Genomic DNA, 14286 nt, shown 5'->3' on the forward strand with positions numbered 1-14286 from the left:
GCCTTTGCTTGATCGCCGTCAACTGCGGCGCGCGGGCTGGCGGTGGTATGCTACGCGGCGAATTCTTCCCTGCCCGTTTCTGGTGACCCGATGACTAGCCGCACCGAGGCCGTGAAAGCCTACCTGCTCGACCTGCAAGACCGCATCTGCTCTGCCCTCGAAACAGAAGACGGCGGCGCCCGCTTCGTCGAGGATGCCTGGGTGCGCGAAGCCGGTGGCGGGGGCCGCACGCGGGTGATCGGCGACGGCAAGGTGATCGAGAAAGGCGGGGTCAACTTCTCCCATGTGTTTGGTGCCGGCCTGCCGCCCTCGGCCAGTGCCCACCGCCCTGAACTGGCTGGCCGTGGCTTCGAGGCCCTGGGTGTGTCGCTGGTGATTCACCCGCACAACCCGCATGTGCCCACTTCTCATGCCAACGTGCGGTTCTTCATCGCCGAGAAGGAAGGTGAAGAAGCCGTGTGGTGGTTTGGCGGCGGCTTCGACCTGACGCCGTACTACGGCAATGAAGAAGATTGCATCCACTGGCACCGTGTGGCCGAGCAGGCCTGCGCGCCCTTCGGCGCCGACGTGTACCCACGCTACAAAGCCTGGTGCGACCGCTACTTCCACCTCAAGCACCGTGGCGAGCCACGCGGTATCGGCGGCCTGTTCTTCGATGACCTGAACGAGTGGGACTTCGACACCTGCTTCGCCTTCATCCGCGCCATTGGCGATGCCTACGTCAACGCCTACCTGCCGATCGTCCAGCGCCGCAAGGACACGCCTTACACCCCGCAGCAGCGCGAGTTCCAGGAATACCGTCGCGGCCGTTACGTGGAGTTCAACCTGGTGTACGACCGTGGCACCCTGTTCGGCCTGCAGTCCGGTGGCCGCACCGAGTCCATCCTCATGTCGCTGCCGCCTCAGGTGCGTTGGGGCTACGACTGGAAGGCTGCGCCCGGCAGCGAAGAAGCGCGCCTGACCGAGTACTTCCTGCAGGACCGCGACTGGCTCGGCCAGTAAGCCTGTGGATAAACAAGGAGCCGTCATGGACCAGTACGTCGTTTTTGGTAACCCCATCGGCCACAGCAAGTCGCCGCTGATCCACCGCCTGTTTGCCGAGCAGACCGGCCAGGACCTGGAATACGCCACCCTGCTGGCGCCGCTGGACGAGTTCAGTGATTGCGCGCGCGGCTTCTTCAAGCAAGGCAGCGGCGGTAACGTCACCGTGCCGTTCAAGGAAGAAGCCTACCGCTTGTGCGACAGCCTGACCCCGCGTGCCCAGCGCGCTGGCGCAGTGAACACGCTGAGCAAGCTGGCTGATGGCACCCTGCAGGGCGACAACACCGATGGCGCTGGCCTGGTGCGCGACTTGACGGTGAATGCCGGGGTCGAGCTTGCCGGTAAGCGCATTCTCATCCTGGGGGCCGGTGGCGCCGTGCGTGGCGTGCTGGAGCCCATATTGGCGCACAAGCCGCAATCGTTGGTAATTGCAAACCGGACGGTGGAAAAGGCCGAGCAGCTGGCGCGTGAGTTCGATGAGCTGGGCCCGGTGGTGGCGAGCGGGTTCGCCTGGTTGCAGGAGCCGGTGGATGTGATCATCAACGCCACCTCGGCGAGCCTGGCCGGGGAAATGCCGCCGATTGCCGACAGCCTGGTCGAGGCGGGGCGTACGGTTTGCTACGACATGATGTATGGCAAGGAGCCTACGCCGTTTTGCCAATGGGCCGCTGACTTGGGCGCTGAAAAGGTGCTGGATGGGTTAGGGATGCTGGCTGAGCAGGCGGCTGAAGCCTTCTTTATCTGGCGTGGGGTTCGGCCTGATACCGCGCCGGTGTTGGCGGAGCTGCGACGGCAGCTCGCTCGGGGCTGAGATTGTCGGGGCCGCTTTGCGGCCCATCGCGACACAAGGCCGCTCCTACAGGGGATCGCGGTCTGGCGGCAAATCGAGATCCCTGTAGGAGCGGCCTTGTGTCGCGATGGGCTGCAAGGCAGCCCCAGGATCTCGACCCAACCTCACTCTTCAAACCGGATCGGGCACAACGCCACCCCTTCGAGCTTCTGCAATTCCTCGATCACCTGCGGCCTGGCCCGGTGCAGGGTCAAACTCCCGCCCAACCGCCGCAAGCGCCGCGCCTCGCGGTGCAACATATCCACACCCGAGTAATCGATGAAATTCACCTGCCGCGCATCGATCACCACATGCGGCCCTTGGCAGCGCTGCAAGCGCACCTGCAGGTAATGCGCGGCACCAAAGAAAATCGACCCGCCCACCCGCAACACATCCGCGTCCCCTTCACGGCTTTGCTGCACCCGTGGCCGTGAAGTGCGCTTCAAATAGAAGAACAGCGACGCCAGCACCCCGGCATAGATCGCTGTCTGCAGCTCCAGCAACAACGTCGCCGCCGCCGTCAGCGCCATCACCAGAAACTCCGAGCGGCTGACCCTGAACAGCGCGCGAATCCCTCGATGGTCCACCAACCCCCAACAGATCAGCAGAATGCTGCCGGCCATGGCCGGTATCGGCAGGTGCGCGATCAGGCCGGCGCCGGTAACGGCAAACAGCGCCACCCACAGCGCCGAGAACACCCCGGCCATGGGCGAGCGGGCACCCGCCTCGTAGCTCAGGCCGGAGCGGGTGAAGGAACCGGCGGACAGGTAGCCGGAGAAGAATGCACCGGCGATGTTCGACAGGCCCTGTGCGCGTATTTCCTGATCAGGGTCGATCAGTTGTTCCGAACGTGCCGACAACGAGCGGGCAATCGACAGGCTGGTGACCAGCCCCAGCATGCCCACCGCTACGGCGCTGGGCAGCAGACGCAGCATCAGTTCCACATCCAGCAAAGGCAGCGGGCTGAAGGGTGGGAGTTGCCCGGTGAACGCCGTCACCCTTGGCACATGGCCAAAGTAGCCAGGCAGCAACCAGGCCAGCAGGCTCACCAGCATCAGGCTAATCAACAGGCTCGGCCAGCGCGGGCGCCAGAGCTTGAAGGCCACGCCGATCATGACGGTGGCCAAACCCAGAACCAGGGAAGGCAGGTCGACCTCGCCGGCATGGCTGGCCAGGTCCTGCATGGTCTTCAGGGCCGTGGCCTGGCTGGGCAGGTCCATGCCCAGCAGGTTGGGCAGTTGGCCCAGGGCAATGACGATAGCGGCGCCCAGGGTGAAACCGAGTACCACGGAATGGGAAACGAAATTGACCAGCGCGCCAAAGCGCAAAAGCCCGAGCAGCAGCTGGAAGATGCCGCCGAGGAAGGTCAGCAGTAGCACCAGGGTGATGTAATCGGCGCTGCCGGCCACGGCCAACGGGCTGATACTGGCGTAGAGCACGATGGAAATGGCGGCGGTCGGGCCGCAGATCAGGTGCCAGGACGAGCCCCACATGCAGGCGACCAGCACCGGCACGATGGCAGCGTACAAGCCGTATTCGGCGGGCAGGCCGGCGATCAGGGCATAGGCGATGGATTGTGGCAGGGCGAGGATGGCACCGCTCAGGCCAACCAGCAGGTCCTGGCGCAGGCTGTGGCCCGATTGGCGGGGTAGCCAGGAGAGGAAGGGCAGCAGGTGGATGATGCGATGCATGAGATATTCACATTTCCAAAGGTCCACTGTCCCTCTGTGGGAGCGGGTTTACCCGCGAATGCGTCGGTACATTCACTGCAGCATTCGCGGGTGAACCCGCTCCCACAGGGGCGCGTCGTATCTAAGACTACAGTTTGGCTTTGACGGCCTCCAGGGCATTGCCATCGGCCTTGGTAGTCACTCCAGCCAACCACCCGTCCAGTACCTCGGGATACGTCTTCACCCAAGCCTTGGCCGCGTCATCGAAGCTGATCTTCTTATCCACAACCTCGGCCATGATGGAGTTTTCCATGTCCAGTGTGAACTTAAGGTTACCCAACAGCTTCGCTGCATTCGGGCAGGCTTGTGGATAACCCTTTCGGGTCAGCGTGTACACCTCGCCCTTGCTGCCGAACCACTTTTCCCCGCCGGTCAGGTAGTGCATTTTCAACTTCACGTTCATCGGGTGCGGGGTCCAGCCAAGGAAGGTGATGAACTGCTGCTTCTTCACCGCCCGGTCGACCTGGGCCAGCATCGCCTGCTCGCTGGACTCCACCAGCTTCCACTGGCCAAGGTTGAACTCATTCTTGTCGATGATTTCCTTCAACGACAGGTTGGCCGGGGCGCCGGAGCCGATGCCGTACAATTTCTTGTCGAACTGGTCGGCGTGCTTCTGCAGGTCGGCAAAGTCCTTCACCCCGGCATTCCACACATAGTCGGGCACTGCCAGAGTGAATTCGGTTCCCTCCAGGTTACGCGACAGCTGCTGCACATCGCCGTTGGCGATGAACTTGTCATGGAAGCCTTGCTGCGCCGGCATCCAGTTGCCGAGGAAGGCATCGACGCGGCCGTCCTTCAGGCCGCCATAGATGATTGGCACGGCCAGGCTGTCGATTTTCACCTGGTAGCCCAGGCTTTCCAGTAACAGGCGGGCGACGGCGTTGGTCGAGGCAATATCGCTCCAGCCGGGGTCGGCCATTTTCACGGTACTGCATTGCGCGTCGCTGTCGGCGGCGTGGGCCGTGGCGGTGCTTATGGCCAGGGCGAACACGGCGGCGGAGAACTTGTGCATGGCGGCCTCTCTTCTCAATCCAGGGGGGCGGGCTGTGGATAACGTGCCTTGCGCTCGAGGTCGTCGAGATCGATGTGGTTGCGCATGTACTGTTGGCTGGCGTCCACCAGCGGTTGGTGGTCCCAGCTTTTCAGCGTGCCGATGGCCAGCGCCTCGGCCACCAGGCGGCGGCGCCGCTGGCTGGCCAGTACCTGCTGGCGCAGGCTGGGGATATCCCAGCGTTGTTGTGCTTCATCGACAAATGCCTGCAGCAGCGCCTGATGCTCCGGGCTGCCGGTGAGGTTCTCCCGCTCGTGCGGGTCGCGGCTCAGGTCATAGAGTAGGCTGGGGTCATCCTCGCTGTACACGAACTTGTACGGCCCGCGGCGGATCATCATCAGCGGGCCGACGGTGCCTTCGGCCATGTATTCGCCGATCACTTCATCGTGACCGCCCTGCCCTTGCAGATGGCCGACAAGCGAGCGGCCGTCCAGGTGCAGGCTTTTATCCACAGCCCCGCCGGCCAGTTCGACCAGGGTTGGCAGCAGGTCGCAGGTCGATACCGAGGCGCTGACCCGGCCTGCTGCAAAGCGCTTGGGCGCATGGACAAGCAGCGGAACCCGCGCCGACATCTCGAACCAGTGCATCTTGTACCAGAGGCCTCGCTCGCCAAGCATGTCGCCGTGGTCGCCGGAGAACACGATCAGGGTGTCGTCGGCGAGGTTGCACTCCTCCAGGGTTTGCAGCAGCTGGCCGATGTTGTCGTCGATGTAGCTGCAAGCGCCGAAGTAGGCGCGGCGGGCGTCGCGGATCTTTTCCACAGGCAGCGGCTTGTTCCACAGGTCATAGACCTTCAGCAGGCGCTGCGAATGCGGGTCGAGTTCTGCCTGGCCGAACTCGGCACGGGGCATGGGGATATCCACACCCTCGTAGCGGTCCCAGTAACGCTTGGGGATGGTGTAGGGGTCGTGCGGGTGGGTCATGGACACGGTCAGGCAGAACGGTCGGCCATCGTTATCACGCACGTGGTCGTACAGGTACTGGCGTGCCTTGAACACCACTTCTTCGTCGAAATCCAGCTGGTTGGTGCGCACGCACGGACCGGCCTGCAGCACCGAGGACATGTTGTGGTACCAGCTCGGGCGAACATCCGGCTCATCCCAGTTCACTGCCCAGCCATAGTCGGCTGGGTAAATATCGCTGGTCAGGCGCTCTTCGTAGCCATGCAGTTGGTCCGGGCCGCAGAAGTGCATCTTGCCTGACAGTGCGGTGCGGTAACCCAGGCGGCGCAGGTAGTGGGCATAGGTCGGCACATCGGCAGGGAAATCGGCGGCATTGTCGTAGGCTCCGATGCGGCTAGGCAGTTGGCCGCTGACCAGGGTAAAGCGGGACGGTGCGCACAGCGGGCTGTTGCAGTAGGCCGACTCGAACACCACCGCCTGCTCGGCCAGGCGGCTCAGGTGCGGCATCTGGATGGGCGAAGGGGCGTAGATCGGCAGCAAGGGTGCGGCCATCTGGTCGGCCATGATGAACAGGATATTCGGGCGCGTCATGGTGGCTTCCATCGTTTGGAGTTATGCGATCTGCTTGCCTACCAAGATGAGACTGTGGATAACATGGGTAAAGCCCATGGTGGGCAATGACTGGGATTAGCTGAGCTTATGTTTGACCACCTCGCCGAGTTGTCGCTGGATACCTTGCGCGTATTCGAAGCCGCAGCACGCCTGCGGGGCTTTACCGCTGCGGCGCTGGCGCTGGGTACCACGCAGCCGGCCGTGAGCCAGCAGGTTAAGCGCCTGGAAGCACAGCTGGGCACGCGCCTGTTCGATCGCATTTACCGGGGCATCGAGTTGACCGAGGCTGGCCAGGTGTTGTTCCAGCAGGTGCACCAGGGCCTGCAGGCAATGGATGACGGCATTGCCCAAGCCAGCGGTCGCGGCCAGCGCGAGGTGCTGCAGGTGGCCACCGACTTTGCTTTTGCGGCGTTCTGGCTGATGCCAAGGCTGCAGCGCTTTCATGAGGCTTATCCACAGGTGGATGTGAGCCTGGTCACCGGTGAACGCAGCCAGGGGATGCTGCGCCCGGACATCGATGTGGCGGTGCTTTTCGGTGATGGGCGCTTTCACCAGGGCGAAAGCCGCTGGCTGTTCGATGAGGAAGTTTTCCCGGTGTGCAGCCCCCGGCTGACGGATGGCAAACCCTTGTCAGCCGTGGCTTTGCAACGATTGCCCTTGCTGCATTTGAAGGGCGAGCAAGCCAGCCGCTGGTTTGACTGGGCGGGGGTGTTTCGCGGGTTTGGTGTGGCCAGCCCGCCGCCGGCGGGGCAGTTGCGTTTCGACAACTACACGTTGCTGATTCAGGCGGCGATTGCTGGCCAGGGCGTGGCGATTGGGTGGGGGCACTTGGTGGATAAGTTGGTGGAGCAAGGGTTGCTTTGCCGGCCTTTGGAGGGGAGTTTGCGCTCGGAGCGTGGGTATTATGCGGTTCTGCCACCGCGCAAGCGGCGTGGGGCGCTGATCGAGCGGTTTGTCGGTTGGCTGGAGCATGAGCGCAGCCTTTGAGATTTTGGGCCGCTTTGCGGCCCATCCGACCGGTACGGCGCCCCGGCGAGGCCGCTCCCACAGGCTGCTCAGATCTAGACCACGAAGTTCAGATGCTCGCCCCGGTGCAGGTCCAGTTCCAGCATATCCGCCATCCCCGCCGCCACACGTGCCCACCCCTCATCGGGCAACGCCTGCGGCGTATTGATCAGGGTCCAGCGCAACGCACTGCGCTGCAACCCATCAACCACATGGTCCACGCATTCCCGCTCTGCCTCGCTGTACTTGCCCGGCTCATCCAGCACAGCGAAATCGCCCACCAGCAACAGCCGGCGTATAGTCGTACGCTCAAGCCCCGCCACCAGTGCCTCGCTCAGGCGTGCTTGCCCCGGCAAGTCACCTGGCGCCAGCGCCGATAGCAGGGCGATTACTGCCGAGCCGCCTGCCGCGCCCTGTTCAGCCTGGTCGGCATCGTGCAGCCCGCCTATCTTGAAGTGCAGGCCCGGGCGCGCTGTGTGGCGGTTGAGGTCATCAACCACGGCGGTGACTTCGTGCTGGCGCGACAGCAGCTCGGCCATCAGGGCATTGCCCAGGCTGCTTTCAGGCCCGAACAAGACCAGTTTGTACACTGGGGTTTCGGCGTTTTTCACTGCATCACTCCCTTTGCAGGTGGTGATGGTTGGACCGCAATCAGGAGTTATCGTGCAGAGGATCAAGGGTTACCACGCCCACGTTTATTACGACGCAGCGACCATGGAGCAGGCCCGGGAACTGTGCGAGGAGGCGGCGCGGCTGTTCCCCGTGACGATGGGGCGCATGCACCAGAAGCCGGTGGGGCCGCACCCGGACTGGAGTTGCCAGCTGGCGTTCGAGCCGGAGTTCGTGGGCGTGGTGCTGCCATGGCTGGCGCTGTATCGGAAGGGTTTGGTGGTGTTCATGCACCCGCTGACCGGGGATGAGCTGGCGGACCACCGGGATCATGCGATCTGGATGGGGGCTTTGCGGCCCTTGGACCTGTCGATTTTTGGTGGGTAGATTGGTATGCCTGTGCTGGCGTCTTCGCGGGTAAACCCGCTCCCACAGGTACTGCACAGACCTTGAGAGCGGCGCGTTCCTTGTGGGAGCGGGTTTACCCGCGAAGCAGGCGACGCGGTTTAGCGACGGGCGCCGCGCACCCCTTCAGCCAGTGCCGAGCACAGGCTGAGTACATCATTTACTGCCTGGTCGGCACTCTTGGCCTGGGCAATCTTGTCGACCAGCGCCGAGCCCACCACTACACCATCCGCCAGGCGGGCGATGTTCGCAGCCTGCTCCGGGGTACGAATGCCGAAACCAACGCTGATCGGCAGGTCGGTATGCCGGCGCAGGCGGGCAATGGCTTCGGTCACGTGCTCGGTGGTCGCCGAGCCGGCACCGGTCACCCCGGCCACCGACACGTAGTAGACAAACCCGGAGCTGCGCTCCAGCACCCGCGGCAGGCGCGCATCGTCGGTGGTCGGTGTGGTCAGGCGGATGAAGTCGATGCCTGCGGCCTGGGCCGGGGTGGCCAGTTCGGCGTCGTGCTCTGGCGGCAGGTCGACGATGATCAGGCCATCGACGCCCGCTGCTTTGGCTTCAGCCACGAACGGTTCCACGCCAAAGCGGTGGATCGGGTTGTAGTAGCCCATCAGCACGATTGGCGTGGTCTGGTTATCCACACGGAATTCGCGAACCATCTGCAGGGTCTTGGCCAAGGTCTGGCCAGCTTCCAGGGCGCGCAGGGTGGCCAGCTGGATGGCCACGCCATCGGCCATCGGGTCGGTGAACGGCATGCCCAGTTCGATCACGTCGGCGCCAGCGGCCGGCAGCCCCTTGAGGATCTGCAGCGAGGCGTCGTAGCCCGGGTCGCCTGCGGTGACGAAGGTGACCAGTGCCGAACGGCCTTCGGCCTTCAGTTCGGCGAAGCGTTGTTCAAGACGGCTCATGCCTGTTTCTCCTGGGCGGCCATGTGGTTCATGACGGTTTGCATGTCTTTGTCGCCGCGGCCTGACAGGCACACGACCATCAGGTGGTCCTTGGGCAGCTTCGGTGCGCGCTTGATCGCTTCGGCCAGGGCGTGGGAGCTTTCCAGGGCCGGGATGATGCCTTCCAGGCGGCAGGTGGCGTGGAACGCATCCAGCGCTTCGTCATCGGTGATGCTGACGTATTCGACGCGCTTCACTTCGTGCAGGTAGGCGTGTTCCGGGCCGATGCCTGGGTAGTCGAGGCCTGCGGAAATCGAGTGGGCGTCGGTGATCTGGCCGTCTGCATCTTGCAGCAGGTAGGTACGGTTGCCGTGCAGTACGCCCGGCACGCCGCCGTTCAGGCTGGCGGCGTGCTTGTCGGTGTGCACGCCGTGGCCACCGGCTTCGACGCCGATGATCTGCACGCTCGGCTCTTCGAGAAACTCATGGAACAGGCCCATGGCATTGGAGCCACCGCCAACGCAGGCAACCAGGCTGTCTGGCAGGCGGCCTTCCTTCTCTTGCAACTGGGCGCGGGTTTCTTTGCCTATGATCGACTGGAAGTCGCGAACCATCGCCGGGTACGGGTGTGGACCCGCCACGGTGCCGATCAGGTAGAAGGTGTCTTCGACGTTGGTCACCCAGTCGCGCAGAGCTTCGTTCATGGCGTCTTTGAGGGTGCCGGTGCCGGCAGTGACCGGGACGATCTCGGCGCCCAGCAGTTTCATGCGGAACACGTTGGCCTGCTGGCGCTCGATGTCGGTGGCGCCCATGTAGATCACGCAAGGCAGGCCGAAGCGGGCGGCGACGGTGGCGGTAGCCACACCGTGCATGCCGGCGCCGGTTTCGGCGATCAGGCGCTTCTTGCCCATGCGTTTGGCCAGCAGCACCTGGCCGATGCAGTTGTTCACCTTGTGCGCGCCGGTGTGGTTGAGCTCTTCACGCTTGAAGAAGATTTTCGCGCCGCCGCAGTGCTCGGTCAGGCGTTCGGCGAAGTACAGCGGGTTGGGGCGGCCGATGTAGTCGCGCTGGAAATAGGCCAGCTCTTCAAGGAACCTGGGGTCTGCCTTGGCCGCTTCGTATTCGCGGGCCAGGTCCAGCACCAGTGGCATCAGGGTTTCGGCCACGTAGCGGCCGCCGAACGAGCCGAACAGGCCATTGGCGTCGGGGCCGGGGCGGTATTGGGACTGGGTCATGGGGCGCTCCAGGGCGTAATGAATGAGTGATGGGCTTTACTCTAACCACGGCAGGCCCCGCTGAAAACCGATAAGATTGCGCAAACTTGTCAGAAAAACTCACAGGTAACATGGCCCACGACCTCCCTCCCCTGAACGCCCTGCGCGCCTTCGAGGCAACCGCCAGGCTCAACAGCGTTAGCCAGGCGGCTGAAGCGCTGCATGTCACCCATGGCGCAGTCAGCCGGCAGATCAAGGTGCTGGAGGAGCACCTTGGCGTAGCCCTGTTCGTCAAGGACGGGCGTGGCATCAAACTCACAGATGCCGGCGTGCGCCTGCGTGATGCCAGTGGCGAGGCTTTCGACCGGCTGCGCAGCGTGTGTGCCGAACTCAGCCGTGATGTCAGCGAGGCACCGTTCGTGCTGGGCTGCTCGGGCAGCCTGCTGGCGCGCTGGTTTATTCCCAGGCTGGGGCGACTCAAGGCGGAATTACCTGAATTGCGTCTGCACTTGTCGGCAGGTGAAGGCGACCTCGACCCGCGTCGTCCAGGGCTCGATGCATTGCTGGTGTACGCAGAGCCTCCGTGGCCTGCGGACATGCAGGTGCATGTGCTGGCCGAAGAGCGTATCGGCCCGGTGCTCAGCCCCCACTTTGCCGGCTTCGAACGCTTGCGCGGCGCGCCTGCCAGCGCCTTGCTGGAGGAGGCCCTTTTGCATACCACCTCACGGCCACAAGCATGGCCAACCTGGGTTCGGCAGCAGGGGTTGGACCCGGCCGGGTTGCACTATGGCCAGGCGTTCGAGCATTTGTATTACTTGCTGGAGGCTGCAGTCGCCGGCCTTGGCGTGGCCATTGCGCCGCAGCCGCTGGTGGCGGATGACTTGAGGGCTGGACGGCTCAGCGCGCCGTGGGGGTTTTCCCCAACGCGGGCAGCGCTGGCGTTGTGGGTGCCACGGCGCGCCGCGGATGGGCGCGCCGAGCAACTGGCGCAGTGGCTGCGCCGTGAGTTGCAACGCCAGGCGGGTTAGTTGCGACGCGACAACAGATAGGCCGCCAGCAGACCGAGGGCACCAATGGCTACGCCTGCCGTTGTAATCGGGTGTTCCTGGGCGTAATCACGGGTGGCGATGCCGGTCTGGCGGGTGCGGGTCTTCACTTCCTCATAAGCATCGCTGAGCAGGCTGCGCGAGTGTTTCAGCGCGCTTTCGGCGTTGCTGCGGATTGCCTTCACCGACTTCTGGGATTCTTCCGACGCATCGTGCTTGAGGTTCTCCAGGCTTTTCAGAAGGCTCTCGATCTCCGCTTCCATGCTTTCCAGGGACGTTTTACGCAGCGAGTTGCGGTGCATGTTGACTCTCCTTTGCAGAATGGACTGTAAGAAATGCGACCCTAGGCCTGCGTGAAAGTGCGATCGAACTTTCGCTGACGGTGATGGCTCGCAGGTAAACCAGGCCTGCGCTGCTAGGCTCAATCTCACAGTCACCCATGGAGAGCGCTCATGACCGATCATCACACCTACAAGAAGATCGAACTGGTAGGGTCTTCGCCCACCAGTATCGAAGATGCGATCAACAATGCCCTGGCCGAAGCCGGCAAAAGCATCAAGCACCTGGAATGGTTCGAAGTGGTCGATACCCGTGGCCATATCCGCGATAACAAGGCGGCGCACTTCCAGGTCACGCTGAAGGTGGGCTTTCGTATCGCCAACAGCTGAAACAGCGCCGGGCTGGATGATCTCGGCGTGATGGAGTATTTAAGAGAGGGGCGCCTTGGCGGGCGCCCTTTCTGATTTCATCTGCACAAGGAAAGCGAGTGATGAACAAACTGATTCTGGCGCTGGGCCTGATGACCCTGGCCGGTGGTGCGCTGGCAGCGGGCAAGCCGTGCGAGGAGCTGAAGGCGGAAATTGCGGCCAAGCTGGATGCCAAGGGTGTCACTGGCTACAAGCTGGAGATCGTCAAGAAAGGCGACCCGGCGGGCAAGGTGATTGGTAGCTGCGAGGCCGGTACCAAGGAGATTGTGTACCGGCGCGGCTGATGTGTTGGCTTCTTCGCGGGCAAGCCCGCGAAGGGGCTCATTCGGCTTTGAGGGCCTGTGCCATCAGTTCATAAGACCGAATCCGGTCCTCATGCTCATACAGGTCACAGGTAAAGATCAGTTCGTCCGCCCCGGTCTGCTCCAGCAGCACCTCCACCTTGGCCCGCACCTTCTGCGGGCTGCCGATCATCGCCAGGCCCAGGAAACTGCCCACCGCGTCGCGTTCATGGGGCAACCACAGCCCATCCATGCTTTCCACCGGCGGTTTCTGCATCAGGCTTTGCCCACGAATCAGCGCGAGAATGCGCTGATACACCGAGGTAGCGAGGAATTCGGCCTTCTCGTCGGTTTCCGCCACCACCATGGGAATGCCCAACATCACATAGGGCTTGTCCAGCGTGGTCGATGGCTTGAAATGATTGCGGTACACGCGAATGGCCTCGTGCATGTAGCGCGGCGCGAAATGCGAGGCGAAGGCGTAGGGCATGCCGCGTATGCCGGCCAGCTGGGCGCTGAACAGGCTGGAGCCCAGCAACCACATGGGCACGTCGGTATCGTGCCCCGGTACGGCGATCACTTTTTGATCATCGGTGCGTGGCCCGAGGTAGCGCGACAGCTCCTCGACATCGTCCGGGAAGTCGTCCGGGCCGCCTGCGCGGTCACGTCGCAGGGCATAGGCCGTCATCTGGTCCGAACCCGGCGCACGGCCTAGGCCCAGGTCGATACGCCCTGGATACAGGCTGGCCAGGGTGCCGAACTGCTCAGCGATCACCAGCGGCGCATGGTTGGGCAGCATGACCCCGCCAGAGCCCACGCGAATGGTCGAAGTCCCCCCGGCCAGGTAACCGATCAGCACCGACGTGGCTGAGCTGGCGATGCCGTCCATGTTGTGGTGCTCGGCTACCCAGAAGCGGTTGTAGCCAAAGCGCTCGACGTGCTGCGCCAAGTCCAGAGAGTTGCGCAGCGACTGCGCCGGGCCTGCGCCTGCGCGCACGGGCACCAGGTCGAGGGTGGAAATCTTCAGGTCACGCAGCTGCGTCATGGTGCCTCCGCAAAAGTGGTTGGCCAGCGGCCTCTTTGACTCTGTATGGGCGCATTCGTTGGATTCAATGCCTGCACTCATATTGCGCTGAACTTGCGGCTGGCGGCAGGCCTCTGAACGGTAGGTAAGTAACCCAGTGACCAGGAGGCATCATGAAAAAGACAGCATCGGCAATCTGGCAAGGTGGCCTGAAGGATGGCAAAGGCCTGCTTTCTACCGAAAGTGGCGCACTCAAGCAGAACCCTTACGGCTTCAACACCCGTTTTGAAGGCACGCCCGGGACCAACCCGGAGGAGCTGATCGGGGCGGCGCATGCCGGCTGTTTCTCGATGGCGCTGTCGATGATGCTGGGTGAAGCGGGGCTGACCGCGGACCGGATCGATACTGCGGCCGAGGTGACGCTCGACAAGCAAGCGGATGGTTTTGCCATTACGGCTGTGCACCTGGTGCTCAGGGCCAAGGTGCCTGGGGCCAGCGAGGCGCAGTTCCTGGAGATCGCCAACAAGGCCAAGGAAGGGTGCCCGGTGTCCAAGGTGTTGAACGCCAAGATCAGCCTGGATGCAGCGTTGGTGGGCTGAAGCGGCGCAACGGTGGCGCTTTGCTGTAGTCTAAACAGCGTCGGCAGCACCACTGCCTTTTCAGGAGCCGTTCCATGATTCGCGTAGCAATCGCCGTGTTGGCTTCCCTGGTCGCCACGTCTGCGTTGGCGGCGGTGAAGCCGTGCGAGGAGCTTAAAGCCGAGATCGAGGCCAAGATCCAGGCCCAGGGGGTGACTTCCTACACCTTGGAGATCGTGCCCAACAGCGAGGCCAAGGACCAGAACATGGTCGTTGGTAGCTGTGATGGCGGGACCAAGAAGATCATTTACCAGAAGAATGATCGGTAGGTTCACGATTTTGGGGCTGCAAAGCAGCCCCAG

Annotated in this window: 17 protein-coding genes; 9 read left to right on the plus strand and 8 right to left on the minus strand. The window is 63.2% G+C overall.

From position 1 onward, the window contains the following. Positions 1 to 90: 90 nt before the first annotated feature. Positions 91 to 1002, plus strand: coding sequence for an oxygen-dependent coproporphyrinogen oxidase (gene hemF, locus ACNQP3_RS00145; RefSeq protein WP_012269881.1), 912 nt, complete (start codon positions 91 to 93; stop codon positions 1000 to 1002). A gap of 25 nt (positions 1003 to 1027) precedes the next feature. Beyond that, positions 1028 to 1852, plus strand: coding sequence for a shikimate dehydrogenase (gene aroE, locus ACNQP3_RS00150; RefSeq protein WP_264316688.1), 825 nt, complete (start codon positions 1028 to 1030; stop codon positions 1850 to 1852). 143 nt (positions 1853 to 1995) lie between these two features. Here aroE and ACNQP3_RS00155 read toward each other — a convergent pair whose 3' ends face one another. From ACNQP3_RS00155 to betC, 3 genes are all read right to left on the minus strand, one after another. Then, positions 1996 to 3561: a SulP family inorganic anion transporter gene (locus tag ACNQP3_RS00155; RefSeq protein WP_264316689.1), complete on the minus strand. Its 1566-nt coding sequence runs from the start codon at positions 3559 to 3561 to the stop codon at positions 1996 to 1998. A gap of 127 nt (positions 3562 to 3688) precedes the next feature. Beyond that, on the minus strand, positions 3689 to 4612 hold the full coding sequence (gene choX / locus ACNQP3_RS00160; RefSeq protein ID WP_012269884.1) for a choline ABC transporter substrate-binding protein: 924 nt from the start codon (positions 4610 to 4612) through the stop codon (positions 3689 to 3691). Positions 4613 to 4626: 14 nt separating this feature from the next. Beyond that, positions 4627 to 6144 carry a choline-sulfatase gene (gene betC / locus ACNQP3_RS00165; RefSeq protein ID WP_069943017.1) on the minus strand — a complete coding sequence of 506 codons (1518 nt, stop codon included), beginning with the start codon at positions 6142 to 6144 and terminating at the stop codon, positions 4627 to 4629. Positions 6145 to 6252: 108 nt separating this feature from the next. On the opposite strand from betC, the gene ACNQP3_RS00170 reads away from it, so the two are divergent. Beyond that, positions 6253 to 7152 carry a choline sulfate utilization transcriptional regulator gene (locus ACNQP3_RS00170; RefSeq protein ID WP_264316690.1) on the plus strand — a complete coding sequence of 300 codons (900 nt, stop codon included), beginning with the start codon at positions 6253 to 6255 and terminating at the stop codon, positions 7150 to 7152. 74 nt (positions 7153 to 7226) lie between these two features. Here the strand turns inward: ACNQP3_RS00170 and ACNQP3_RS00175 are convergent, their stop codons facing one another. Further along, complete coding sequence (locus tag ACNQP3_RS00175; RefSeq protein WP_012269887.1) at positions 7227 to 7781, minus strand: NAD(P)H-binding protein; 555 nt, start codon at positions 7779 to 7781, stop codon at positions 7227 to 7229. 52 nt (positions 7782 to 7833) lie between these two features. Between ACNQP3_RS00175 and ACNQP3_RS00180 the strand changes: the two genes are divergently transcribed. Continuing rightward, positions 7834 to 8166, plus strand: coding sequence for a DOPA 4,5-dioxygenase family protein (locus ACNQP3_RS00180; RefSeq protein ID WP_012269888.1), 333 nt, complete (start codon positions 7834 to 7836; stop codon positions 8164 to 8166). Between the two features lie 119 nt (positions 8167 to 8285). Here the strand turns inward: ACNQP3_RS00180 and trpA are convergent, their stop codons facing one another. Together trpA and trpB are read right to left on the minus strand one after the other, a co-directional pair. Further along, positions 8286 to 9095 (minus strand): tryptophan synthase subunit alpha, encoded by an 810-nt coding sequence (trpA, locus tag ACNQP3_RS00185; RefSeq protein WP_012269889.1) that lies wholly within the window; start codon positions 9093 to 9095, stop codon positions 8286 to 8288. After that, positions 9092 to 10309, minus strand: coding sequence for a tryptophan synthase subunit beta (trpB, locus tag ACNQP3_RS00190; RefSeq protein ID WP_060494175.1), 1218 nt, complete (start codon positions 10307 to 10309; stop codon positions 9092 to 9094). The genes trpA and trpB overlap by 4 nt, the downstream gene beginning before the upstream one ends. Before the next feature lie 110 nt (positions 10310 to 10419). Between trpB and ACNQP3_RS00195 the strand changes: the two genes are divergently transcribed. Next, entirely contained in the window at positions 10420 to 11316 is an 897-nt protein-coding gene (locus ACNQP3_RS00195) for a LysR family transcriptional regulator (RefSeq protein ID WP_060494174.1), read from the plus strand. Here the strand turns inward: ACNQP3_RS00195 and ACNQP3_RS00200 are convergent. Further along, positions 11313 to 11636, minus strand: a complete 324-nt coding sequence (locus ACNQP3_RS00200) for a DUF883 family protein (protein WP_012269892.1) — start codon at positions 11634 to 11636, stop codon at positions 11313 to 11315. The two genes, ACNQP3_RS00195 and ACNQP3_RS00200, sit on opposite strands and share 4 nt — an antisense overlap. Before the next feature lie 150 nt (positions 11637 to 11786). On the opposite strand from ACNQP3_RS00200, the gene ACNQP3_RS00205 reads away from it, so the two are divergent. Both ACNQP3_RS00205 and ACNQP3_RS00210 read left to right on the plus strand, forming a co-directional pair. Continuing rightward, positions 11787 to 12002 (plus strand): dodecin, encoded by a 216-nt coding sequence (locus tag ACNQP3_RS00205; RefSeq protein WP_012269893.1) that lies wholly within the window; start codon positions 11787 to 11789, stop codon positions 12000 to 12002. A gap of 101 nt (positions 12003 to 12103) precedes the next feature. Next, the gene (locus tag ACNQP3_RS00210) at positions 12104 to 12325 is read left to right on the plus strand and encodes a DUF1161 domain-containing protein (protein WP_003253075.1); all 222 of its coding nucleotides are present in this window, start codon (positions 12104 to 12106) and stop codon (positions 12323 to 12325) included. A gap of 37 nt (positions 12326 to 12362) precedes the next feature. Here ACNQP3_RS00210 and ACNQP3_RS00215 read toward each other — a convergent pair whose 3' ends face one another. Further along, on the minus strand, positions 12363 to 13367 hold the full coding sequence (locus tag ACNQP3_RS00215) for an LLM class flavin-dependent oxidoreductase (RefSeq protein ID WP_060494173.1): 1005 nt from the start codon (positions 13365 to 13367) through the stop codon (positions 12363 to 12365). Between the two features lie 152 nt (positions 13368 to 13519). Here ACNQP3_RS00215 and ACNQP3_RS00220 point away from each other — a divergent pair, with 152 nt between their 5' ends. Both ACNQP3_RS00220 and ACNQP3_RS00225 read left to right on the plus strand, forming a co-directional pair. Next, complete coding sequence (locus ACNQP3_RS00220; RefSeq protein ID WP_012269895.1) at positions 13520 to 13945, plus strand: OsmC family protein; 426 nt, start codon at positions 13520 to 13522, stop codon at positions 13943 to 13945. A gap of 74 nt (positions 13946 to 14019) precedes the next feature. After that, a complete protein-coding gene (locus tag ACNQP3_RS00225) occupies positions 14020 to 14253 on the plus strand; it encodes a DUF1161 domain-containing protein (protein WP_012269896.1) in 234 nt (77 codons plus the stop codon). Positions 14254 to 14286 lie beyond the last annotated feature (33 nt).

Origin of the sequence: Pseudomonas sp. LFS074 (genome assembly GCF_047978165.1) — a bacterium.
In the GTDB taxonomy this organism is placed as follows: Bacteria; Pseudomonadota; Gammaproteobacteria; order Pseudomonadales; family Pseudomonadaceae; genus Aquipseudomonas; species Aquipseudomonas putida_P.